Annotated in this window: 17 protein-coding genes, 1 pseudogene and 1 riboswitch; of the genes and pseudogenes, 8 read left to right on the top strand and 10 right to left on the bottom strand. The window is 54.2% G+C overall.

Annotated elements, in window-relative coordinates:
* The first annotated feature begins 169 nt into the window (after positions 1-169).
* The 4 genes from AWJ19_RS14305 (at position 170) to AWJ19_RS14320 (ending at position 6,760) form a co-directional block, all read left to right on the top strand.
* On the top strand, positions 170-1,105 hold the full coding sequence (locus AWJ19_RS14305; protein WP_068724694.1) for an ABC transporter ATP-binding protein: 936 nt from the start codon (positions 170-172) through the stop codon (positions 1,103-1,105).
* Between the two features lie 20 nt (positions 1,106-1,125).
* Positions 1,126-2,295 carry an ABC transporter permease gene (locus AWJ19_RS14310; RefSeq protein ID WP_068724695.1) on the top strand — a complete coding sequence of 390 codons (1,170 nt, stop codon included), beginning with the start codon at positions 1,126-1,128 and terminating at the stop codon, positions 2,293-2,295.
* Positions 2,288-3,445 (top strand): ABC transporter permease, encoded by a 1,158-nt coding sequence (locus AWJ19_RS14315; protein ID WP_068724696.1) that lies wholly within the window; start codon positions 2,288-2,290, stop codon positions 3,443-3,445. The genes AWJ19_RS14310 and AWJ19_RS14315 overlap by 8 nt, the downstream gene beginning before the upstream one ends.
* A 306-nt stretch (positions 3,446-3,751) precedes the next feature.
* Positions 3,752-6,760: an efflux RND transporter permease subunit gene (locus tag AWJ19_RS14320; protein WP_068724697.1), complete on the top strand. Its 3,009-nt coding sequence runs from the start codon at positions 3,752-3,754 to the stop codon at positions 6,758-6,760.
* Positions 6,761-6,899: 139 nt separating this feature from the next.
* Here the strand turns inward: AWJ19_RS14320 and AWJ19_RS14325 are convergent, their stop codons facing one another.
* The 4 genes from AWJ19_RS14325 to AWJ19_RS14335 are packed head-to-tail and all read right to left on the bottom strand — an operon-like array spanning position 6,900 to position 9,561.
* Positions 6,900-7,697, bottom strand: coding sequence for an ABC-2 family transporter protein (locus AWJ19_RS14325; protein ID WP_082707894.1), 798 nt, complete (start codon positions 7,695-7,697; stop codon positions 6,900-6,902).
* 20 nt (positions 7,698-7,717) lie between these two features.
* Positions 7,718-8,524: an ABC-2 family transporter protein gene (locus AWJ19_RS14330; RefSeq protein ID WP_068724699.1), complete on the bottom strand. Its 807-nt coding sequence runs from the start codon at positions 8,522-8,524 to the stop codon at positions 7,718-7,720.
* Between the two features lie 21 nt (positions 8,525-8,545).
* Positions 8,546-8,893 carry a hypothetical protein gene (locus AWJ19_RS36625; RefSeq protein ID WP_241781747.1) on the bottom strand — a complete coding sequence of 116 codons (348 nt, stop codon included), beginning with the start codon at positions 8,891-8,893 and terminating at the stop codon, positions 8,546-8,548.
* On the bottom strand, positions 8,881-9,561 hold the full coding sequence (locus AWJ19_RS14335) for an ATP-binding cassette domain-containing protein (protein ID WP_241781748.1): 681 nt from the start codon (positions 9,559-9,561) through the stop codon (positions 8,881-8,883). The genes AWJ19_RS36625 and AWJ19_RS14335 overlap by 13 nt, the downstream gene beginning before the upstream one ends.
* A 163-nt stretch (positions 9,562-9,724) precedes the next feature.
* Between AWJ19_RS14335 and AWJ19_RS14340 the strand changes: the two genes are divergently transcribed.
* Positions 9,725-10,522, top strand: a complete 798-nt coding sequence (locus tag AWJ19_RS14340; RefSeq protein ID WP_128083604.1) for a helix-turn-helix transcriptional regulator — start codon at positions 9,725-9,727, stop codon at positions 10,520-10,522.
* A gap of 117 nt (positions 10,523-10,639) precedes the next feature.
* Here AWJ19_RS14340 and gcvPB read toward each other — a convergent pair whose 3' ends face one another.
* The 3 genes and pseudogenes from gcvPB to gcvT all read right to left on the bottom strand — a co-directional run bounded on the left by gcvPB (position 10,640) and on the right by gcvT (position 14,569).
* A complete protein-coding gene (gene gcvPB, locus AWJ19_RS14345; protein ID WP_068724702.1) occupies positions 10,640-12,100 on the bottom strand; it encodes an aminomethyl-transferring glycine dehydrogenase subunit GcvPB in 1,461 nt (486 codons plus the stop codon).
* Complete coding sequence (gene gcvPA / locus AWJ19_RS14350; protein ID WP_068724704.1) at positions 12,097-13,449, bottom strand: aminomethyl-transferring glycine dehydrogenase subunit GcvPA; 1,353 nt, start codon at positions 13,447-13,449, stop codon at positions 12,097-12,099. Before gcvPA ends, gcvPB begins: the two co-directional genes overlap by 4 nt.
* Positions 13,446-14,569 (bottom strand): annotated as a pseudogene (gcvT, locus tag AWJ19_RS14355) (glycine cleavage system aminomethyltransferase GcvT). The gene gcvPA and the pseudogene gcvT overlap by 4 nt, the downstream one beginning before the upstream one ends.
* Positions 14,570-14,817: 248 nt before the next feature.
* Positions 14,818-14,912: riboswitch (glycine riboswitch) on the bottom strand.
* A gap of 233 nt (positions 14,913-15,145) precedes the next feature.
* Here gcvT and gcvH point away from each other — a divergent pair.
* Positions 15,146-15,538 (top strand): glycine cleavage system protein GcvH, encoded by a 393-nt coding sequence (gcvH, locus tag AWJ19_RS14360; RefSeq protein WP_068724706.1) that lies wholly within the window; start codon positions 15,146-15,148, stop codon positions 15,536-15,538.
* A gap of 146 nt (positions 15,539-15,684) precedes the next feature.
* On the opposite strand, the gene AWJ19_RS14365 is transcribed toward gcvH, so the two are convergent.
* The 3 genes from AWJ19_RS14365 to AWJ19_RS14375 form a co-directional block, all read right to left on the bottom strand.
* Entirely contained in the window at positions 15,685-16,326 is a 642-nt protein-coding gene (locus AWJ19_RS14365; RefSeq protein WP_068724707.1) for a hypothetical protein, read from the bottom strand.
* A 73-nt stretch (positions 16,327-16,399) separates the two neighbouring features.
* Positions 16,400-17,284 (bottom strand): flagellar motor protein MotB, encoded by an 885-nt coding sequence (locus AWJ19_RS14370; RefSeq protein ID WP_068724712.1) that lies wholly within the window; start codon positions 17,282-17,284, stop codon positions 16,400-16,402.
* Positions 17,281-18,060 carry a flagellar motor protein gene (locus tag AWJ19_RS14375; RefSeq protein WP_068724713.1) on the bottom strand — a complete coding sequence of 260 codons (780 nt, stop codon included), beginning with the start codon at positions 18,058-18,060 and terminating at the stop codon, positions 17,281-17,283. Before AWJ19_RS14375 ends, AWJ19_RS14370 begins: the two co-directional genes overlap by 4 nt.
* A gap of 178 nt (positions 18,061-18,238) precedes the next feature.
* Between AWJ19_RS14375 and uvrB the strand changes: the two genes are divergently transcribed.
* Together uvrB and uvrA are read left to right on the top strand one after the other, a co-directional pair.
* A complete protein-coding gene (uvrB, locus tag AWJ19_RS14380) occupies positions 18,239-20,230 on the top strand; it encodes an excinuclease ABC subunit UvrB (protein WP_068724715.1) in 1,992 nt (663 codons plus the stop codon).
* A gap of 463 nt (positions 20,231-20,693) precedes the next feature.
* Positions 20,694-23,570: an excinuclease ABC subunit UvrA gene (gene uvrA, locus AWJ19_RS14385; RefSeq protein WP_068724717.1), complete on the top strand. Its 2,877-nt coding sequence runs from the start codon at positions 20,694-20,696 to the stop codon at positions 23,568-23,570.
* Positions 23,571-23,618 lie beyond the last annotated feature (48 nt).

The raw sequence follows: 23,618 nt of genomic DNA on the forward strand, positions 1-23,618 counted from the left end.
GTATCATAATATAAGGCCGTAACAGTCTATATTCATCTTAGCATACCCGGCTCCCTGTTCAGGAGATGACTTTAGTCACCACCAGCTCATGACTTAGCGTACCTCCGGCGGAACGCTCCATGCGCTACAATGAAACCATAGAAGTGATAAGAACAGGAGAGATGAGCGGATGACTCTTGCAGTGCTCAGTGATGTTGTTAAACGGTATGATCAGAAGCTTACAGTGGACCATGTGAATTTCAATATTGAAGAGGGAGAAATCTTCGGGCTGCTCGGGCCGAACGGAGCTGGAAAAAGCACCACCATCAGCATGATCTGCGGCCTGCTGAAATATGATTCCGGTGAGATCCGGATCGACGGCATATCCGTGAAGGAGCATCCGATTGAGGTTAAAAGGCGGATCGGGCTCGTCCCCCAGGATCTGGCGCTGTATGCAAACATGACGGCGGCGGAAAATGTACGGTTCTTCGGCAAGCTGTACGGGCTGCGGGGCAGCCTGCTGAAGGAACGGACGGAGGAGGCGCTTGTTTTTACCGGACTGAGTGACCGGGCCAAAGAGAAGCCGTCCACCTTCTCGGGAGGGATGAAGCGGCGCCTGAATATCGCCTGTGCAATCATGCACCGTCCGAAGCTGATTATTATGGATGAGCCGACCGTCGGCATTGATCCGCAGTCGCGCAATCATATTCTGGAGTCGGTCAAGGCACTGAACAGGCTCGGTTCGACGATCATCTACACCAGCCATTACATGGAAGAGGTTGCGGCGATCTGCGACCGGGTAGCGATTATGGATAAAGGGCATATCATCGCCTGCGGTACCGAAAAGGAGCTGCGCGAACGGGTCGCCCATGAAGAAAAAATCGTCGTGAAAGCAACCAGCATTACACCCGGACTGATCAGTGAGCTGGGCAAACATCCGCGGATCAACCGTGTAGAGGTTGTAGAGGATGCGGTTGAGCTGTATCTGCCGTCTTCGCAGAGTGAGCTTCAGGATATCTTGTTTATTTTTTCCAGGCATGAAGGAAGCATTGTTTCCCTGCATATCGAAGAGCCGGATCTGGAGACGCTGTTCCTCAGCCTAACCGGCCGGACCCTCCGGGACTGAGGAAGGAGCTGTATACGGATATGAACATCTGGACTATTATGACCTTTGAGCTGCGCCGGCAGCTGCGTTCACGTACCTGGCTGCTGAATATGATTCTGCTGCCGGTGGTGCTGATTTTCCTGCTGGGAGCTTCACTCTCCGGAGTAGTCGGGGTTGAGGGCGCAGAGACCGTGAATCCGGTGAAGGTTGCTATTGTAGATACGGCAGCGGCAGCCCCGGCGAAATCGGCCACGCTGGATGCTTTTGTGAAATCGGATGAGGTTAAGGATTATATCAGCCCGTTTGAGGTGCAGACCCGCGAGGAAGCGGAAAGCGGACTCCGTACCGGAAAATACGGCTATGCAGTCATAGTACCGCAGGGATTCGACAGTGAAATCCAAAGCGGCGGCCAGGCGGAGCTTGAGCTGATCCTCGGTAAAAACCATAGCGACAATACCACCGCAGGCACAGTGTTCGACAACTTTCTCAGCGAAATCAATTATAAGCAGGCGGCAGCCATGACGCTGGGGCCTGAGGCTCTGACAGCAGTTATGCCGGCCACGGCGGACCAGCCTGCGGTGCAGCTTGGAAGTCTCAATAATGGAGGAAAAACCTATACGGCCTCCCAGTTCTACGCCGCTTCCATGCTGCTGATGTTCCTTTTATACAGCGGACTTACGGTTACCAGCTCTCTTTTTAGCGAAAAGGATAATCATACCTTATTCCGGATTAATTCCATGCCGGTCAAAGGCTCGCAGCTGTTCATCGGCAAAATGCTGGGTGTCGGCGTCATTACGATGCTGCAATGTGCGGCGATTATTATTTTTACCAGCCTGCTGTTCGGAGTGTATTGGGGGAACCGCCCTTGGCTGCTGATGCTGTTCTGTCTGCTGATGATCATTGCCTCGATGATGTTCTCGATTCTTGTCTGCATGTTCAGTAAAACAAGTGCAACCGCCACGAATGTCGTTAATATCGTAACGGTCGGAATGACCTTCCTCAGCGGTGGAATGGCCCCCTTGCCGGATTCCTGGGTGAACAGTGTCGGGGCGTTTACGATTAACCACTGGGAGATGCAGGCAATCATCCGGATGATGCTGCATTCAGGCTTCGGGCAGATCCTGCCGAACCTGCTGGTGATGTCGGCAATGTGCCTTGTTCTGATCGGCGGAGTGGTCTTCACATACCGGAAGGTGGGTTATCATGAGTAATATCTGGACAATCGGCTGGAATATGGTCAAACGGACCATCGGCTCGCGTAAAGGGCTGATGCTGTATATTGTGCTGCCTGGCATCGTAGTTGCAGCGATTATTTCTATCACCGGAGGCATTGATAACAGCTCAAAGGCCACTTTGCTCTATACCAATCTGGACAATGGGGCGGGAGGCAGGCATCTGCTGGCAGAGCTCAGGAGCTCAGGAGATTACGAGCTGACAGAGAGCCCCGGCGAACAGGAAATGAAAGAAAGCGTGATCGGCCAGGACGGGATCGCCGGCCTGCTGATTCCGCAGGATTATAGCGCACAGCTGCTGGACGGCAAGCAGCCGCAGCTAAAAGTATACGAGCTGAAGATAACGGAGGACTCGGTTCTGTTAAAAATGAAAGCCGCTGCCATAGCCAGGCAGATGCTGGTGACCGCAGCCACGGTGAAGGAGAGCGGGACCGGTGATCCGGCCGGTCAGTTTGCCGCCATTCTGCAGCAGGCCGAGCGGCATAATGCCGGAAGTGTGCGGACGGATTATGACCTGTACCCCAGACAGACACTGGGGGTTATAACCGGAATGACACTGATGTTCCTGATGGGTCTGGTGACAAGTGCAGTCAATCAGGTGATTGATGACCGCAAGAGCCGGACGATGATGCGGATGTACAGTGCGCCGGTCCGCGCCTATGAAATTGCGCTGGGCAACTTTTTTGGCAGCTTCCTGGTCGGCATTATCCAGATTGCCGTTGTCCTCGTCCTAGGCAAATGGGTGCTGCGCTACGACTATGAAATTCCGATGTATCTGTACTTCCTGGTGCTCGCCGCATTTATGCTTGTCTCGATGGGCATCGCCGGCACAGTGGCCGGCCTGATCCGCAACCCGCGCAATGCCGGAATGCTGAACGCGCTCATTCTTACACCGACCTGCATGCTGGGCGGATGCTTCTGGCCGCTGTCCATTATGCCGGAATACATGCAGAAGGCAGCTAATTTCACACCGCAGAAATGGGCTATCCAGGCGGTGGATATTGCGGCTACGGGCGGCGGCTGGAACGAGCTGTGGCTGCCCTTTGCGGTCCTTGGCCTGATGGCGGCCATCCTGCTCGCACTCGGTTCGGCCACTCTGCGCCCGAATGAAGCGGGAATCAGCGCCTGAGGGCGGTGTATGGCGGTCCGCTAATAGGGAACAGAGCTTTCCCGGATCAGAATCAGATTTCTGTAAGCCCTTCTGTGTATGCAGAGGGGCTTTTTGCGACCTATTCCCTTAGATGGCTTGCTCCTTCCGCTGTCCTCTGTCCAGGGAGTGAGACGCGCTCCGTCTTGAGACCGGGCCGGAAACCAGCCGCCGGGCGGTTTTGGCATTCTTTTAAAGACACTACACTAAAGCAAGAAAGCAGCTCATGCATAAGGAACGCAGACATAAGGCTTCTCAAATCAGGAGAGTGGAAGGGGTAAAGGAACAATGACTTGGTTTACAAAGTGGTCCTTCGGCAATAAAGGGGCAGTAGGCCTTCTCGTCGTAATGGCGCTTGTAGTGGGGATGCTGAGTTATACCACACTGCCAATGGAATTCATGCCGGAGGCTGACAATCCGCAGGTGACCGTAACGGTACTGGGTCCGGGCCAGGACGCACATTCGATGGAAAGTAAGGTTACGAAGCCGATCGAAGAGGCAACCGCGGCTTTAAAAGGTAAAACCGGGCAGATGTCCACCTCGGGGGACGGGTATGCGAAGGTGGATCTTTATTTTGACGGAAAGAGCGATATGAAGGAGGCCTCACAGGAGGTTGAAAAGGCGGTAGGTGCACTGCAGTTCCCGGAAGGGGTAATGGACCCTTTCATTGTGCAGCTGAACACTTCCATGATTCCGGTCGCTCAGACAACGTTATCTTTCGAAGACGGGCTGACCAAGGAGAATCTGGAGGTTGCTGAAAATACGATTATTCCCCAGCTGCAAAAGATAGACGGCGTAGCCAGTGTAGCACTCTACGGCAAAACCAGCCCGCAGGTTAATGTGAAGCTGGACCCGCAGGCGATGGCAGCAAAAGGTGTTTCCACTGCGCAGGTGCTGGGATTGCTCCAGGGCCGCAGCGTATCAGCTTCTATCGGGGAGCAGACGATCGGCGGGCAGACGGGGAATGTAAATGTTACGTCTTCCATAGACAGCCTGGACACGTTAAAGAGTCTTCCGTTAGCCGCCGGCGTAACGCTGCAGGATATTGCTGCAGTTACGGTCAAAGCGGATCAGGAGAGCGTCAGCCGCTCCAACGGCAAGGATGTGCTGTTCGCGATTATCACCAAGGAAGCCGGTGCGAATGCGGTTGATGTCGGTGAGAAGGTGCGGGATGCTGCGGATGATATCAATAAAAGTGTGCCGGGTGCCGAGCTTTCCGTTATCTTCAGCACCTCTGACATGGTCGTCACCTCGGTCAACAGCATGATGCGTGAGGTGCTGCTTGGTGCCTTGTTCGCTACAGTCGTCATTCTGCTGTTCCTGCGCAACATCCGGGCTACGCTGATAACGGCAGTATCCATTCCGCTGTCTCTTGCCGTGACACTGTATCTGCTCAAGGTTTCCGGCATCACGCTGAACATCGTTACTCTCGGCGGTGTAGCCGTTGCGGTAGGACGGCTGGTCGACGACAGCATAGTTGTAATTGAGAATATATACCGCCGGCTGCAAAAAGAACCGCTGTCCCGTGATATGGTAATCAGCGCAACCGGCGAGGTCGCCAGAGCCATCACCACTTCGACGATTGCCACCGTTGCGGTGTTCCTGCCGATGGGGCTGCTGCGCGGCGGCCTGCAGGATTTTCTGCTGCCGTTCGCGCTGACGGTTACCTATTCGCTGCTGACCTCACTGGTTGTAGCGCTAACGGTAGTGCCGCTGCTGAGTGCATGGCTGTTACGCGGAACATCCATGAAGGAGCACGAGCCTGCCAAATGGTTTTCCCGCTTCCTCAACTGGAATCTGCACCGCAAGTGGATCACGCTGACGGCAGGCCTGGTGCTGCTTGCCGGCTCCATCGCCGCTTACGTTGCAATGCCCAAGGGGGCGCTTGATGCAGCGGACGCCAGTATGGTCAGTGTCCAGCTCGTATATCCGAATGATGTGCCGGTAGCCGAGGTGCTGGAGAAGGGTAAACAGCTTGAGCAGGAGATGATCAGCCGGCCGGAGGCAGAGACCGTCGTAATGCAATCCGGCAACAGTGCCGATATGGCCAGATGGGGTACAGTGAGCTCGCTGACTCAGGTAGACTACACGGTACTGATGAAGGAGGATGCTAATGCCCAGCAGTTCCTTGATCATGTGCGCGGTCTTCAGGACAGCTATGAAGGAGCAACACTGACAGCAAATGAAGCCAGTATGATGGGATCTGGATCTACAAGTGAGTTTGTAGATATTTCCGGGGATGACCTTGCGGCAATCCGGACGGTTGCGGAAGAAGCAATGGTTAAGATTGAGGCTGTGGACGGTGTACAAAAAGTCAGCAGCAATATGGAAGATACCAAGCCGGTATTTGCCTTCAATGTTGATCCAGCGGCAGCAAATGCCCAGGAAATCTCCATGCAGCTTGCAGCCATGCTTAATCCGGTTCCGCTGGGCCAGATGGAGCTTGAAGGCTCACCGGCGGCGGTTATGCTGGAGCCGGTGCTGCAGCCGAAGTCACAGGAAGATCTCAAGCAGATTACGGTGATGACCTCCGGAGGGCCGCAGCTGCTCTCAGATGTAGCTTCATTTGAGGTAACGGAGCAGCCTGCGATGCTCTACCATAAGGACGGCAAGCCTTATGTGCGGATTACCGCAGAGGTGGATGCGAAGAAGGTGTCGGCAATCGGGGCAGAGATCAAAAAGCAGACAGACGGTCTTGCCCTGCCGGAAGGCGTAACCCTGTTTGCCGGGGGAGCCTCTGCTGATCAAGCCGGCGACTTCGGGGATCTTGGAATGACAGCTTTGATCTCCATCGGTCTGGTCTACCTGATCATGGTGCTGACCTTCAAGACACTTCGTGCCCCGCTGGCGATCATGTTCTCGCTGCCGCTGGCGGCAATCGGAGCCATTGTGGCCTTGATCATCTCGGGCATAACGCCTGACTTTACCGCATTGTTCGGTGCCTTGATGCTGATAGGTATTGTTGTCACTAATGCGGTTGTGCTGATAGACCGGATCAAGCAGAATGAAGAGCATATGACTATCCGTGCAGCCATTCTTGAAGCGGCGGGAACACGGATGCGCCCGATTCTGATGACCGCGATTGCCACCGTCTGCGCCATGCTGCCTCTCCTTTTCGGGCACTCCGAGCAGGGCAGCATCGTCTCCCAGAGCCTGGCGATTGTCGTAATCGGCGGCCTGACCGCAGCAACCGTTCTGACGCTGCTGGTTGTACCGGCAGTATATGAACTGCTGTATTTCCGCAGATCGGCCAAGGAGCGGAAGGAAGCGGGGAAGAAGGCTGAAGCGGCAATGTAAGGATAGGTTGATTGTGAAGGGGAGTCCGGATAATACAGCTGAATATTTCAGGATAAAGGCAGGGGCAGTGCGGGATTTCCGCACTGCCCCTGTAGTTTGAGATGTGCCGCATCAGTAAGGTTAGCAAAAGCCCGAGCGGCTAATTTCCCGTACTCTCATAACGTGACAGCCCGAAGCGGAAGATACCGTAGGCTGCAGCCATGCTTCCCAGTGCGGCTACCGGAGCCAGCATCCACCAGCAGGACCAGCCGCTTTTGCCGAAAATATAAGTAGCCGGGTAGAAGCTGATAAAAGCATACGGCAGCACGGTGGAGACGAACACGCGGATCGCCTGCGGAAACAGCGACAGCGGATACTTGGCCAGATCGGCCAAATTATGGACCATCAGCGGAAAAGCGTTGCCTGCATTCTTGATCCAGAAGGCGGCTGAATTGGCTGCCAGATTGATTGATACGCGGATAATCACCGCCGTAATCAGAAGAAAGAGAATGATTAGCACTTTCCCCGGAGTCCAGTCCACATTTCCATGGACCAGCGATTGCCAGATGATGACTCCGCCGATCAGCAGATTACCAAGGCCATTAATTCCGATCCCTGTACAGAAGACCTGCAGCACCACAGGCACCGGCCGCAGCAGGTAACGGTCCATTTCGCCCAGGTTAACGAGCCGGCTCATCCGCCAGGTGCCTTCAAAGAACAGGGAGCCGACGCCTTCCGTTACAAAAATCATCGCATACATAAACGTCACTTCCCAAAACGCCCAGCCGTTGATGTCGGGAATCCGGTCATAAATCACCCAGAGAAATACAAAGCCGAGCACCTGGGTTAACGCAGCAGAACACATTAATATGTAGAAATCCTTATTATATTCGAGTATGGCCTTGAGCTGCTGCACGTACAGCCGTCTGTACAGATAGAACATCCGTGATACCCGCACCGGTCCTCACTCCTTTCCTTTTAACCTCCATGAATGGTTACCTGGCGGACCGCCCAGTTCCACATGGCTTTGCCGGCGAACCAGAGGGCGATCCCCCAAAACGCCTGCAAAGCGATCAGCTTCAGACTCCCGGCAGTACCGGCCTGCTGCAGAAAAATCATCGTCGGCGTATGAATGATGCTCTGAAACGGCAGCCACAGGGCCAGATGCTCCAGCCAGTCCGGGAAAAAGGCCAGCGGCACAAGCGCACCGGACAGCAGGTTAGTGACAGCGATCCGCGTCCAGACGATGCCCATCGAGCCGGTCGACCAGAAGCACAGCAAGGCCGCCAGATATACCACGCCGAATTTGACCAAAATGGCACACAGCAGGCTTACGGCAAACAGCACATAGACAAGCGGCGAATGCGGCAGGGTGATTCCGGACACAAAGGAAGCAAAAAGCGTCAGCAGAACCGCGCTCATGCCACCCTCCAGCAGACTGGCCCCCAATGTCTCAGAGAAGCGGGCGCTCTGGAAATCAAGCGGCTTCAGCAGATCCATCGCTACGCTTCCGTCCAGAATTTTACCGGAGATGGATGTCTCGGAATACCAGGAGAGCACGGAGTTGGCCAGAAAGGTGACCAGCAGGTAGGTTTTCATCTGATCCCAGGTGAATCCGCCCACCTCGCTGCGGCCGCTGTAAATGCCCTGCCACAAAAAGTAGATCGCCAGCAGGTTCACGGTATTAGCCAAAAAGCCGATCACGTAGGAGGTCCGGTAGGCCAGAACATTTTGCAGGGAGCGGTTTGCAATGCTTCTGTATTTTTTTAGTGAAATGGCAGACATGGCTGTGAGGGTCCTCCTTTCTTATTGGGCTTGCTGATTGAGGTCGAGATTACCGTCATATACAGCCTTGATCACCTGCTCAATGTTGGCATCCTCCATCCGGAAGTCAATCACCTCGCCATGGCGCATCACCCGGCTGACCACATCGCTTGCGGTATATTCATACCGGTCAAAAGCAACGGAGAATTCCTGATCATTCTGCAGCGTAAGCCTGATTCCGGGAGTCCGGTTCAGCTCTGCGAACAGCTCCGGCATTGGCGAGCCAACCTGAAAGAAAATGACCCGGCTGCGGGCAAAACGCGACTTCACCTCGCTCAGGCTGCCGTCATAAATAATCATGCCGTGGTCGATGATAATCAGCGTTTGCACAGATCCTCAATGTCACCGAGATCATGGGTGGTCAGCATGACGGTGGTCTGCTGCTCCTGATTGATTTTTTTGATGAATTCGCGGATCTTCTGCTTCACGGACACATCAAGCCCGATCGTCGGCTCGTCGAGATAGACAATGGGCGGGTTATGTAAAAGGGCTGCAGCCAGATCGGCGCGCATGCGCTGCCCCAGCGAGAGCTTCCGGGCGGATAAGTGAATGAATTCATTCATGCCCAGGAGTTCAATAAACTGCTCCAGATTATTCCGGTATACCGGATCAGGGATCTGGTAAATATCCTTCAGCAGCGAAAAGGATTCGACAATCGGGATGTCCCACCACAGCTGGGTGCGCTGGCCGAAGACGGCGCCGATCTGGGCGGCGTTCTCCATTCTTTTTTTATACGGATTGATACCGTTTACAGAAATGCTGCCCCCGGACGGCTTCAGGATGCCGCTCAGCATCTTGATTGTGGTAGACTTCCCGGCACCGTTCGGTCCCACATACGCGACAGTTTCACCGGTTTCGATGCTGAGATCCAGCGGATGAACAGCCACTTTTGTAATATTTCTGGGGGTGACGAGATGCTTGAGTGCGCCTTTCAGACCCGGCTCTTTCACAGCCTGCACAAAGGACTTGGTCAGTCCCCGGGCTTCTATAATACTCAAGGCTATTCCTCCTTTACTCTTCATGATTACGATTCTTTGCCAAAAGCCATGTTCAAATATAGCACTTGACCGGTGTCGAAAACTGGCGGAATAGATCAGAAACTGAAAAATAGTTTTTTACGTACTATAATAGGTAGAATAGGGTGCGACTGGGGGGATTGTTTTGAGTACCTACGAAAAGACCAGAGCCTGGTGCCGGCCTGCCGACTTGCCGGAAGAACGGCTTGAATTATTCCGTCAAAGGTTAAGCGGGGGCCTGACCAGGAAGGGTTCTAATATGAAGCCGGAGGAACAGATCTACCATGAGGCCATGATTGCTTCCATCCGCAGCGAGATGAACAGGATCGGGAGCTTTATCTCCATTCCGTATGCCGTATTTCTGACAGATCGGGCTGGTGTTATTCTGGAACTGGTATGCTCTTCGCCGGAGCTTCGTGAGGAGCTGATCAGGACGGAGTTAGGTACAGGGATCAGCCTGTGCAGGCAGCATTCGGGTCTGAATGCGGTGTCGCTGGCGATGGAGATGGACTGCATTGGTGTCGTACGCGGCGATGAGCACTCCGATCCGGCCTTTGCAGATTGGAACTGCATATGTGCACCACTGCAGACAGATGGCCGTACCTATGGCTATGTCGATATTTCTTTTCATAAAAAAGAGCAGATCGAATTCGCCATTCCCTTTGTGCAGCAGATTGCCGAGAACATCACGGGGAAATGGATGGAGCGTAATCCCGGAATCCGCGAGTACCGGCTGGAGAGCCGCTTTCAGCATTACAGGCTGAGTGCGCGTGAGCAGGATGTAGCCCGGCAGTGGCTGCTGGAGAAAAGCGCGCTGCACATATCCAATGAGCTGGGGATCAGCGAAGGGACAGTAAGGAACGTACTGAAGAATATTTACAGTAAAATGCGGGTGAGCGACAGATGGCAGTTTATTAGGAAGCTTACGGGCGATATAGATTGAAGTGTGATCTATTGTTGTATATCAAGTTCAATCTATATAGGTAAGTGGGATGGCATATAAAACGGCCCGGATAGTGATAGTACGGGGCGGCTTTGATTGTGTTACAGGCATAAACGGTTAACCGCAAGAGCAGTTCAGCACCGGCTTCCGCGCAGCCTGGGTTTCATCCAGACGACTGATTTCGGTCGTGTGCGGAGCATTGATGACGATCTCCGGTGTCTCCTGGGCTTCCTTGACGATCTGAATCATTGTTTCGATGAAGCCGTCGAGCGTTTCCTTGCTTTCGGTCTCGGTCGGCTCGATCATCATGCACTCCTCGACGGTGAGCGGGAAGTAGACAGTAGGCGGGTGGTAGCCGAAGTCTAGCAGCCGTTTGGCTACGTCCAGCGTACGCACGCCGTATTGCTTGAGATTGCGGCCGGACATGACGAACTCATGCTTGCAGACGCCCGGATACGGGATTTCAAAATACGGCGCCAGCCGGTGCATCATATAGTTGGCATTCAGCACAGCGTTCTCGGACACCTCACGCAGGCCGTCTGGTCCGTAGGTGCGGATGTAGGCGTAGGCACGGACGAGAATGCCGAAGTTGCCGTAAAAAGCTTTGACCCGGCCGATGGATTCCGGCCCGCCGTAGTTCAGCGAGTAGCTGCTGTCTTCGTTCTGAACTACTGTCGGCTGAGGCAGGAACGGAATCAGGATCGACTTCACGCCGACAGGTCCGGCTCCCGGTCCGCCGCCGCCGTGCGGGGTGCTCATTGTTTTGTGCAAATTTAAATGCACCACATCAAAGCCCATGTCGCCCGGACGGGTAATGCCCATGATGGCGTTGGAGTTTGCACCATCGTAATAGAGTAAACCGCCTGCTTCGTGAACAATCTCGGCGATCTCGACAATCTGTGTCTCGAACAGGCCGAGCGTACTCGGGTTAGTCAGCATCAGTGCAGCCGTGTCGCTGCCGACGGCAGCCTTCAGGGCTTCCAGGTCAACCATGCCTTTGGCGTTGGATGGGATCGTTACGGTTTCAAGGCCGGCAGCTGCAGCACTGGCCGGGTTAGTGCCGTGCGAGGAGTCTGGCACAATAACCTTCGTACGCTTCTCGCCGCGGCTTTCGTGGTAGGCGCGGATCATCATCAGGCCGGTCCATTCCCCGTGGGCGCCGGCAGCAGGCTGGAGGGAGACGGCATCCATGCCGGTCAGGGCGGCCAGATCTTTTTGCAGAGTATACATTAATTCAAGTGCGCCTTGAATGCTCTCCTCCGGCTGGTACGGGTGAATCTTGGCCAGACCCGGGAAGCGGGCAACATCCTCATTGATCTTCGGATTGTATTTCATCGTACAGGAGCCGAGCGGATAGAAGCCGTTATCGACACCGAAGTTGCGGCGGGAAAGAGCAGTATAGTGGCGGATTACATCCACTTCGGATACTTCCGGCAAAAGCACAGGCTCGCTGCGCAGCAGTCCGGCCGGAATCAGCGAATCAATGGCTTCATCCTCAGGAACATCGCATACCGGCAGGGAATAGGCGGAGCGGCCGGGACGGCTAAGCTCAAAAATCAGACTTTGTTCCGGTTTCATAAACAGCCCTCCAGTAGCTTGGCGAATTGGTCGATTTCCGACTTGCTTCTTTTCTCTGTGACGGCAACCAGCATATGCCCGGCCAGCTCCGGATAATCACGGCCGAGATCGTAGCCGCCGAGGTAGCCTTCCTTAACAAGCTTCGAATTGATTTCACTGACATTGCTTCCCTCAGGAAGCTTCAGGACAAACTCATTAAAGAACGGTGCAGTGAACGCTTGAGCAGCGCCTGTAAGCTCTACGAGTTTGCCGGCTGCATAGTGGCTCTTACGGATATTCAGCTCGCCGACCTCACGCATGCCCTCTTTTCCCATAACGGACAGGTAGACGGAAGCGCACAGCGCCAGCAGCGCCTGGTTGGAGCAGATGTTTGAGGTCGCTTTTTCACGGCGGATATGCTGCTCGCGGGCCTGAAGAGTAAGAACAAAGCCGCGTTTACCGTTACGGTCAACGGTCTGGCCGACGATCCGGCCCGGCATCCGGCGCATCAGCGGCTCGGCTACAGCGAAGAATCCGCAGGTAGGACCGCCAAGCGAAGCTGGAATGCCCAGCGGCTGTGCGTCACCGACTACAATGTCGGCTCCGAGCTTGCCCGGTGTTTCCAGAACGCCCAGTGCCAGCGGGTTGGCGCTGACTACGAGCAGTCCTTTGACGGAGTGAATCAGCGGTTCGATTGCGCCAAGGTCTTCAATAGCTCCGAAGAAGTTTGGAGACTGTACCAGCACTGCTGCGGTATCTCCGTCGATCGCTTCGGCCAGCTTGGACTGATCGGTAACGCCGTCTTTATAATCAATTTCCACAACCTCAAGTCCCCAGGCACCGGCCGAAGTGAGCAGCACTTGGCGGGCTTCCGGGTGAACGGTACGGGAAACAATCAGCTTTTTACGTTTGGTAGCGCCTGCCGCCAGAACAGCTGCTTCTGCGAAGGCAGTAGCGCCATCGTACATGCTGGCGTTGGCCACCTTCATGCCGGTAAGCTCGCAGATGTAGGATTGAAACTCGAAAATCGCCTGCAGCTCGCCCTGGCTGATCTCAGGCTGATAAGGGGTATAAGCCGTATAGAACTCCGAACGGGAAATCACATGGTTAATAACTACAGGGATATGGTGATCATAGATTCCGGCTCCGAGGAAGCTGGTGTGGGTATCAAAATTGGCATTCTTGTCAGCCAGCTCTCTCATATGGCGGAGCAGAGCATATTCATCCAAAGCCTCTGACATGGGCAATATGCCCTGGTAGCGTACAGATTGCGGAATATCGATGAATAGCTCTTCCATGGACTGAATGCCCACGGCTTCCATCATCTCCTGGCGGTCCTGCTCAGTCATGGGCAGATAGCGGTGCTTCATTGCGGCTTCACTCCTTGCGGCTTTTTATAAAACGGCGCTTTGACCACGGCGGCCTTCAGCTGCTTGCCGCGGATCTCTACGAAAACTTCTGTGCCAATTTCGCTGTAGGCGGCATCAATCAGTGCAAGCCCCAGGTTGCGCTTCAGCGTCGGGGACTGGGTTCCGGTTGTTACTTCGCCGATCTTTACGCCGTCCGCGTATACCGGATAATGGGAACGCGGAATCCCGCGGTCAATCATCTCAAGCCCGACCAGACGGCGGGACAGCCCCTCTTCCTTCAGCTTCACCAGCGCATCCTTGCCGATGAAGTCGGCTTTGTCCAGCTTGACGAAGAACTGCACGCCCGCTTCCAGCGGGGTGATGTCTGCCGACAGCTCCTGGCCGTAGAGCGGCAGCTTGGCTTCGAAGCGGAGCGTGTCGCGCGCGCCGAGGCGGCCGGCGTCAGTCCGTGCGGAGCACCGGCTGCAAGCAGGCCGTTCCACAAAGCGGCAGCCGTGTCCGCCGGGGCGTACAGCTCAAAGCCGTCTTCGCCGGTGTAGCCGGTACGGGAGAGCAGTACTTCTGCATCGCATACTTCGGCTTTTTCGATGAAGTGGAACGGCTTAAGCTCAGCGACATTTGCGGAGGTAACTTCACGGAGAATCGTTTCCGCCAGCGGCCCTTGCAGTGCGAGCAGCAGGGTATCCTCCGAGACATTCACCAGACTGACTCCGTTGAACTCGGGAGTAAGATGCTCCTGCAGCCACTGGAAGTCCTTGTCGATGTTGGAGGCGTTGACGACTAGCATGTAGCGTTCTTCGCCGAGGCGGTAGACGAGCAGGTCATCCACCACTCCGCCGTTCGGATACAGCATCAGGGTGTATTGTGCCGCACCGTCAACCAGCCGGCTGACATCGTTAGTGGTCATTTTTTGCAGAAAAGCTTCCGAGCCGCTCCCGCTGACCATGAATTCCCCCATATGCGAGACATCGAACAATCCGGCCTGCTGGCGGACTGCCTCATGCTCCTTGACGATTCCTGTGAACTGCACCGGCAGCTCCCAGCCGCCGAAATCGATGCATCTGGCCTCCGCATAAGCGGAATAAAGGCTGTAAAAAGGCGTTCTCTTCAAAGCATCCATGTGCTCACTCCCCTGATCTGATTACACACAAGCCAAAGCGGCTGTTCCGTGCCCGTCCGGGCCGGCACCTGTTTAAAAGGACAACAAAAAAAGGACAGAACGGTCGCTAAAATACGCACTTAACGTGCATAAATAGCGTTCCGCTCTGTCCTTTGTACCTGAGAGTTACCCCGCACGGAGTCATCCGGCAGGTTTCCCCGTTGGTGATCAGTGCGCTGCGTTGCAGGGACTGATGCTCTCCAGAGATGCGTCCGGCAAAGGTCCTTTTGCCTGAGAGATTCACCCGCCCGGGCTTACTCCTTCGGCGCTGTCTTCGGGAGACAGTCTCTCCCTATGCCATCATTCGCAAACCATATAGTATTCTATCCTGAACAATCATGATCTGAAACGGCGCTAACAAGCGCCATGCAAATCTGCTGTCTCCATTAAACCGGGTATTGGGCCGCGCGTCAACAAAAAAACGTCAAAAAAACGACAAAATTAAATTTCCTGTCAGTTATATTGACATTGCGCAAGTTGGTATTTTAGTCTATAACTACATTTACAACACCAAATTCGGAAATGAGGCGGCTTGAAATGAGTGAAGTGTTAGACAACCTGCGGTACAGTGAAGAGCACGAATGGGCTCAGCAGGGTGAAGGACGCGTAGTACGGGTCGGGATTACAGATCATGCCCAGCACCTGCTCGGAGATATCGTGTTTGTTGAGTTTCCTGAGGTAGGGGCTGCTATTTCCGCCGGTGACAGTGTGGGAAGCATTGAGTCTGTAAAGACAGTTTCCGAATTATATTCACCCGTCTCGGGAAAGGTTACCCGGATCAACGATGCGCTGGAAGCAAGTCCCGAGCTGCTTAATGACGAGCCTTACAGCGGGGGCTGGATTTTTGAGCTTGAGCTTGACGGCGAGTACAGTGATGCTGTTGCCGGACTGCTGGACGCGGCTGCTTACCGTGAACTGATTGGGGAATAAGAGCTGTACAATTTGTGCAAATAAAAAACAGGTGCTCCTGCCTTCGCCGAGGTAGGGGTACCTGTGTAATATAGAGGCGGATTTCGTACGCGGCTTACATCATGCTGCGCGGAGTCCGTCTTTTTCTGCTGCCTCTGAAGCTGTCCTTAATAAAAGGTGGGGAATTTGTTAATCTCAGGGTAAAGCTGCGGGGCGATCCGCCATAACAAGGGCAATAGCCCCGTGCCAATTAGTGCAAATGAAATTAGGAGAAGAAGGAGCCTGAAAGTACGGTTAGGCGGTGCGTTGACACGCAGCACAAAACGGTAGATCAAGATAGGGTAAAACGGAAACAGCAGCACTGCGGACATACCCATACAGAGAAAAAATCTTATCTCACCAGATGATGATGGAATCATCTGATCCGGATTATATATAGGATTTATCTGCAAAAAAAGTAGTAGCAGCGGCACGTAAGCAAACAGCAGCTGCAGAGGAAAGCGGCGGATGACTCCGGTCTCCGAATGGCTGGACAGTATCCACAAATAGACATACCAAGCCAGTGCAAACGCTCCTCCGGCTAGCAAATATTGTCCTGCCATCCAGATTAGCTTGCCGGCAGGATAGCTGTAAGCATCATCACCCCAGAAATAATGATTCGAAGTAAACATGATCAATATACGGGAAGTGAAACCAATTCCCAAGGTGATCCAGGTCGAGACAAAAGCAGTGATCAGCAAAGAACTGCACAGCGAGATCATCTCCCGGTAACGTGAGGATCCGGTTGTTATTTCGTTGTTATTATCCATCTGGATTCAGGCTCCCTGTCAGCAAAATTTAGAAGTTTTACATTCTGCTGATCTCTTGGCTGAAACGAATCCGTTATTCCTCTTCCTGCAGCTGCCTGAGCACAATCAGCTCAACCCGGCGGTTTCTCTGGCGCCCTTCGGCGGTAGCATTGTCATAGGCGGGCCTTGTGTCGGCATATCCCGCATACTGAAAGGTTCCAGGATCAAGCCCTTCGCTGTCGAGGAAAAAACGCAGAACTGAAAGCGCACGCGCCCCCGAAAGATCCCAGTTGTCGTTATACTGTGAGCCGGCGGATACAGGTGTATTATCAGTATGGCCTTCAATGCTGATGGATGCGCCTATGCCGCTGAATAAACCCGAGAGCTGTCGGAGCGCCGGAAAAGCAGGCGGCTTCAGCTCAGCCCGGCCGACATCGAACAAAAAGCGGTCGCTGAGTGTAATGGCAATGCCCTGCGGCTTGTCCGCCACAAAGATCTGGTCGCCGAGATTATTGTCCTCAACATAAGCTGTTATTACGTCCATGAGCGCATTAAGCTTGGCTTCCTGCTCGCGAAAAGCAAGCTCGCGCGCTGACGGCGGCTCATTCCCGTCCTGTTCTTCTGTCGAAGGTGCTTCACCAGTACCGCTGCCCGAATTGCCAGTTCCTCCGTTTCCGGAATTACTTACCCCATTCCCGCCCCCATTGTTTGGCTCTACTGCGGAAGGAGGGTCCTGAATTCCATTCTCTCCGTCCAGTACACCGCTTCCTCCATCCAGTACAGGGTTGCCGCTCCGGAATGTTTCGGACAGGGATCCCGTCACAATCCTGTATTTCTCGGTATCCAGACTGCTCATGGCATACATGACGACGAAAAAAATCAGCAGCAGCGTAATCAGATCCGCATAGGTAATCATCCAGCGGTCCCGGGGCTCGTGCTGTCCATCCGATTTGCGGGTGCGCCGGTTCCGCTGCTTCATGACAGGCCTCTGAAGGATCTCTCTATATCCGATGAATCTGCGATAAAGGAGCCCAGCTTCTTGCGCACCAGATGCGGAGGATCGCCGTTCTGCAGGGACAGTATGCCGACCAGCAGCATCTCCATGCTGCTTAGCTCTGCACTGGCACGGGATTTGATTTTTGAGGCGATGGGTAAAAAGATTAAATTAGCACTGGCTACACCGTACAGTGTCGCTGTAAAAGCGACAGCGATGGATGAACCAAGACCTGACGGGTCGGAAAGGTTACTAAGCACATGAATAAGTCCCATGACGGTTCCGATGATCCCCATGGTCGGGGCGTACCCGCCTGCAGCTTCAAAAATTTTGGCATAGCCTTCATATTTCAGCTCTTTGGCATCCATATCCAGCTCCAGAATCTGGCGTACCTGGTCCGGATCGGTGCCGTCGACGATAAGCAGCAGCCCTTCACGGGTAAACGGATCGGGATGCTCCTCCGCCTGCTTTTCCAGTGCAAGAACACCGCCCCTTCGTGTAATAGCTGCCATCGAGATGAGCTCCTGGGCCTTATCTAAATTGGTATCAGGCTGTCTGCCAAAAGCCAGGCGCAGCGCAGCGGGAACAGATCGCAGTCTGGAGGCGGGAAAGCTGATCAGCACCGCAGCCAGCGTGCCTCCGAATACAATAAGGGCGGCGTTTGGCTGAAGCAGTCCTGACAGGTTGCCGCCTTCCCAGAAAAAACCGCCGATCAGCGCGGCCAGTCCGGCCAGGAGGCCGATAATTGAGGTAATATCCATAGGATCAGTCTCCTTAGATTTCTATATAATATGGTTTGCATCCATGTAGGCAACACTGTATAATAAACGGGAACACGCATTCTTATCTTCCATATTTTTAAACGGTATGGGATTAGCGCAAACAGACCACAATTATAGTATATTAATATATTTTAGACGATAGAGGGGAGACGGGCAAATGAGTGATATTGTCGTCAGTACGAAGACTTTTAAACTGGAGTCCGAGTATACACCCCAGGGCGATCAGCCTCATGCCATAGAAGAACTAGTGAACGGCATCCGGCAGGGCAAGAAGCACCAGACGCTGCTGGGAGCAACGGGTACAGGCAAGACCTTTACCATTGCACAAATGATTTCCAAGCTTAACCGTCCTACACTGGTTATTGCGCACAACAAGACGCTTGCCGCACAGCTGGCCAGTGAATTCAAGGAGTTTTTTCCAAGCAACTCCGTTGATTACTTCGTTAGTTACTACGATTACTACCAGCCCGAAGCCTACATTCCCTCCTCCGACACTTACATCGAGAAAGATTCCAGCATTAATGAAGAGATAGATAAGCTGCGCCACTCGGCGACGAGTTCGTTGTTTGAACGGCGTGACGTTATTATTGTGGCAAGCGTATCGTGTATTTACGGTCTCGGATCGCCGCAGGAATACGGCAGCCTTCTGCTCTCCTTACGTGTCGGAATGGAGAAGCCTCGCAACCAGATTCTGAGCCGGCTGGTGGATATCCAGTACCAGCGGAATGATATTAACTTCGTGCGGGGTACCTTCCGTGTACGCGGTGATGTCATCGAAATCTTCCCGGCTTCCCAGGGGGAGCACGCGATCCGGGTTGAGCTGTTCGGTGATGAGATTGAACGGATTACCGAAATTGATGTGCTGACCGGAGAGCTGATCGGCGAGCGCGATCATATTGCGATTTTTCCGGCCTCTCACTTTGTTACCCAGGAAGAGACGATGCGAGTTGCCCTGGTCAATATTGAGCGGGAGCTGGAGGAACGTCTGGCCGTTCTGCGGGATGCAGGCAAGCTGCTGGAGGCACAGCGCCTGGAGCAGCGGACACGCTACGACATTGAGATGATGAAGGAGGTCGGCTTCTGCTCAGGAATTGAGAATTACTCCGGGCCGCTGACCTTCCGTGAACCGGGAGCTACTCCGTACACGCTGCTGGATTATTTCCCGGACGACATGCTGATTGTAATTGATGAGTCTCATGTAACGCTGCCGCAGATCCGGGCCATGTATAACGGTGACCGGGCGCGTAAGACTGTGCTTGTTGAGCACGGCTTCCGCCTTCCTTCTGCACTGGATAACCGCCCGCTGCAGTTTGAAGAATTTGAAGACAAGGTGAACCAGATTGTGTACGTCTCGGCAACGCCGGGACCCTACGAAATGGAGCACTGCGAAACAATGGTACAGCAGATCATCCGGCCTACCGGCCTGCTTGATCCTATTATCGAGGTCCGGCCGACGGAAGGTCAGATCGATGATCTGATCAATGAGATCCGTGAACGTGTGGCACGGGACGAACGGGTACTAGTGACCACTCTGACCAAGAAGATGTCAGAAGATTTGACCGATTACTTCAAGGAAATCGGCATCAAAGTCCGCTATATGCACTCCGACATCAAGACGCTCGAACGGATGGCCATCCTGCGCGATCTCCGGCTCGGTACGTTCCATGTCCTTGTGGGTATTAACTTGTTAAGAGAAGGTCTCGACCTTCCCGAAGTATCCCTGGTTGCTATTCTTGACGCTGATAAGGAGGGCTTCCTCCGTTCGGAGCGATCTCTGATCCAGACAATCGGCCGTGCGGCCCGTAACTCGGGCGGCCGGGTCATTATGTACGGAGACCGGATTACCGAGTCGATGGAGAAGGCCATCAGCGAAACCGAACGCCGCCGGGCCATTCAGATCGCTTATAACGAGAAGCACGGCATTACACCAACGACGATCAACAAGAAGGTCCGCGAGATCATCGAGGCCACCAAGGTGGCCGAATCCAAGGCCGAGTACCTCACCGGTGCCGGAGGTAAGCTGAGCAAGAAAGACAAACAGAGTCTGATGCAGCGTCTGGAGGCGGAGATGAAGGACGCCGCCAAGAACCTGCAGTTCGAGCGCGCCGCCGAGCTGCGCGACGCATTGCTGGAGCTGCGCGCCGAGTAAGGTTACACCACGTATTCAACAGAACGGCTCTTTCCCGGCCGTTCTTTTTAGATAAGCAGAACACATTAATGCTCTATGTAATTGCGCATTCCGAAGGAACAGCCTGCAGTTGAGGCACTTGCGCATCCCGGAGGGACAGCTCCGCAGTTAAAGCTCTTTGCGCATTCCGAAGGAACAGCCTGCAGTTAAAGCTCTTGGCGCATCCCGCAGGGACAGCTCCGCCGTTGAGCACTTGCGCATCCCGCAGGGACAGCCCTGGAGCGCCTGAAGTTCAAGCGTCCCGCAGGGACAAGCGATCCCAGCACCCAAGTAGCTAAGTCCCCACAACCCTGCTCCCCCGCCAAACCTTGCGGGTGTCCAGAGGGTGCAACCCTTGGGGCCCTCCCTTGGCAAGGGAGGGTTTGGGAGGGATCGAAAATGTTTTCCCAAAATATTTCCGCATTTAAAATTGGAGGTTTTACCGTTGGCGAACGAAAACATAATCATCAAAGGCGCGCGAGCGCACAATCTCAAGAACATCGACGTAACGATCCCGCGGGACCGCTTCGTTGTGCTGACGGGACTTAGCGGCTCCGGCAAATCTTCGCTGGCGTTCGATACGATCTATGCCGAAGGACAACGGCGTTACGTGGAGTCTCTTTCCGCGTATGCCCGCCAGTTCCTTGGCCAGATGGAGAAGCCGGATGTCGATTCCATCGACGGCCTGTCCCCGGCAATTTCGATTGACCAGAAGACAACCAGCCGCAACCCGCGTTCGACAGTGGGAACTGTAACCGAAATCTATGATTACCTGCGCCTGCTGTTTGCCCGGATCGGCCGCCCGCATTGCCCGGACCACGGCATCGAGATTACCTCGCAGACAGTAGAACAGATGGTGGACCGGATTATGCAATATCCGGAGAAGACCCGGCTGCAAATCCTGGCTCCGGTAATCTCCGGACGTAAGGGTGAGCACAAGGGGCTGTTCAGCGACATCTCTAAGCAAGGGTTTGTGCGTGTTCGCGTGGACGGTGAATTACGTGAGGTTACCGAAGAGATCGAGCTGGAAAAGAACAAGAAACACACGATAGAAGTCGTCGTCGACCGTATCGTCATCAAGGATGATGTGCAGACCCGGCTGACGGATTCCCTTGAAACAGCGCTCAAGCTGTCCGGCGGTCAGATTCTGGTCGATATTATCGGCCAGGAGGAGCTGCTGTTCAGTTCGAATTTTGCCTGCCCGGTGTGCGGCTTCAGCATCGAGGAGCTGGCTCCGCGGATGTTCTCCTTCAACAGTCCTTTCGGTGCCTGCCCGGAATGTGACGGCCTTGGGATGAACATGGTTGTCGATCCCGATCTGCTGATCCCTGACCCGGAGAAGTCGGTGGAGGAGGGTGCCTTTCTGGCGTGGACAGGCAGTACCTCCAACTACTATCCGCAGTTTCTGAAATCAGTCTGCGAGCATTTCAAGATTCCCCAAAACGTGCCGGTGAGCACGCTGACGCCGGATCAGATGAACAAGCTCCTGTACGGAACCGGCAACGAGAAGATCCGTTTCCGGTATGAGAATGATTTTGGCCAGAAGAAGGATGCGCTTGTCGCCTTCGAAGGAATTATACCGAATCTGGAACGGCGCTACCGGGATACTGCATCTGAAGGAATCCGTGAGTTTATTGAAGGCTTCATGAGTGCCAAACCTTGTAATGTATGTAAAGGCAAACGCCTGAAGAAGGAAATCCTTGCTGTAACCATCAATGACCGGAATGTGGCGGATGTTACAGACCTGTCCATCGGGGACTGCCAGGAGTTCTTCGGAAACCTTGTACTGAATGAAAAAGAAACAGCCATCGCCCACCTGATCCTCAAGGAGATCAGCAGCCGGCTTGGCTTCCTGGTCAATGTCGGCCTGAACTATCTGACGCTCAGCCGTGCGGCGGGTTCACTCTCCGGGGGGGAAGCGCAGCGGATCAGGCTGGCAACCCAGATAGGCTCCAGTCTGATGGGCGTCCTGTACATTCTGGATGAGCCGAGCATCGGCCTGCATCAGCGTGATAATGACCGGCTGATCTCAACTTTGGCCCATATGCGCGATCTCGGAAATACACTGATTGTAGTTGAGCATGACGAGGATACGATGATGGCGGCTGACTATATTATCGATATCGGCCCAGGCGCGGGTATTCATGGCGGCAGCGTTATTGCCCAAGGAACACCGCAGGAAATTATGAATGATCCGAATTCCCTGACCGGGGAATATCTCAGCGGACGCAAGTTTATTCCGGTAACTTCCAAACGCCGGGCAACAGATGACCGCTGGATCGAAATCCGCGGCGCTAAAGAGAATAATCTGAAGAATGTTAATGTGAAGATCCCGCTGGGCGTCTTTACCGCGGTAACCGGGGTCTCCGGCTCCGGGAAGTCCTCACTGGTAAACGAGATTCTGTATAAGAGCCTTGCCCGCCAGCTGAACAGAGCCGTGAAGGTACGTCCGGGTCTGCATAAGGAAATCCGCGGCCTGGAGAATCTGGATAAGGTTATCGAGATTGACCAGTCGCCGATCGGGCGCACTCCGAGATCCAACCCGGCTACTTATACCGGCGTCTTTGATGATATCCGCGATCTGTTCTCGAAGACCAACGAGGCTAAGGTACGCGGGTTCCAAAAGGGTCGCTTCAGCTTCAACGTCAAGGGCGGCCGCTGTGAGGCCTGCCGCGGGGACGGAATTATTAAGATCGAAATGCACTTCCTGCCCGATGTGTACGTTCCTTGCGAAGTATGTAAGGGCAAACGGTACAACCGGGAAACGCTGGAGGTCAAATATAAAGGCAAGAGCATTGCCGATGTGCTGGAAATGACAGTAGAGGATGCAACGGAGTTCTTCAAAAACATCCCGAAAATCCACCGTAAAATGCGGACTCTGCTGGATGTAGGCCTCGGTTATATCAACATTGGCCAGCCTGGGACGACCCTGTCCGGCGGTGAGGCACAGCGTGTGAAGCTGGCTTCCGAGCTGTACCGCCGCAGCACAGGCAAGACGCTCTACATTCTGGATGAGCCTACAACCGGGCTGCATGTGGACGATATCGGCCGCTTGCTGGAGGTGCTACATCGCCTGGTGGATTCCGGGGAATCGGTGCTGGTCATCGAGCATAACCTCGACGTCATCAAGACGGCAGACTATATCATTGATATGGGGCCGGAAGGCGGCAGCGGCGGCGGAACGGTACTGGCAACAGGCACGCCGGAGAAGCTGATCACCGTCGAGGAGTCCTATACCGGCAGATACCTGAAGCCGATTCTGATCCGTGATACCGAACGGACGGAGGCAATGCAGCTCCAGGAGTCTGAGACGACGGTTTAGAGCGGAGCAGCGGTTTTCTTTTGCAGATCAGATAAGCTGTAACTCAGA

This window comes from Paenibacillus sp. DMB5 (assembly GCF_001517085.1).
In the GTDB taxonomy this organism is placed as follows: domain Bacteria; phylum Bacillota; class Bacilli; order Paenibacillales; family Paenibacillaceae; genus Paenibacillus_AQ.

What these genes read in the sequence shown, in the direction of transcription:
- gcvPB (WP_068724702.1), bottom strand. Translation starts at nt 12,100, where the DNA reads ATGAAACCGGAACAAAGTCTGATTTTTGAGCTTAGCCGTCCCGGCCGC.
- AWJ19_RS14330 (WP_068724699.1), bottom strand. Translation starts at nt 8,524, where the DNA reads ATGTCTGCCATTTCACTAAAAAAATACAGAAGCATTGCAAACCGCTCC.
- gcvPA (WP_068724704.1), bottom strand. Translation starts at nt 13,449, where the DNA reads ATGAAGCACCGCTATCTGCCCATGACTGAGCAGGACCGCCAGGAGATG.
- AWJ19_RS14365 (WP_068724707.1), bottom strand. Translation starts at nt 16,326, where the DNA reads ATGGATAATAACAACGAAATAACAACCGGATCCTCACGTTACCGGGAG.
- AWJ19_RS14320 (WP_068724697.1), top strand. Translation starts at nt 3,752, where the DNA reads ATGACTTGGTTTACAAAGTGGTCCTTCGGCAATAAAGGGGCAGTAGGC.
- uvrB (WP_068724715.1), top strand. Translation starts at nt 18,239, where the DNA reads ATGAGTGATATTGTCGTCAGTACGAAGACTTTTAAACTGGAGTCCGAG.
- AWJ19_RS14315 (WP_068724696.1), top strand. Translation starts at nt 2,288, where the DNA reads ATGAGTAATATCTGGACAATCGGCTGGAATATGGTCAAACGGACCATC.
- AWJ19_RS14305 (WP_068724694.1), top strand. Translation starts at nt 170, where the DNA reads ATGACTCTTGCAGTGCTCAGTGATGTTGTTAAACGGTATGATCAGAAG.
- gcvH (WP_068724706.1), top strand. Translation starts at nt 15,146, where the DNA reads ATGAGTGAAGTGTTAGACAACCTGCGGTACAGTGAAGAGCACGAATGG.
- AWJ19_RS14370 (WP_068724712.1), bottom strand. Translation starts at nt 17,284, where the DNA reads ATGAAGCAGCGGAACCGGCGCACCCGCAAATCGGATGGACAGCACGAG.
- AWJ19_RS14375 (WP_068724713.1), bottom strand. Translation starts at nt 18,060, where the DNA reads ATGGATATTACCTCAATTATCGGCCTCCTGGCCGGACTGGCCGCGCTG.
- AWJ19_RS14310 (WP_068724695.1), top strand. Translation starts at nt 1,126, where the DNA reads ATGAACATCTGGACTATTATGACCTTTGAGCTGCGCCGGCAGCTGCGT.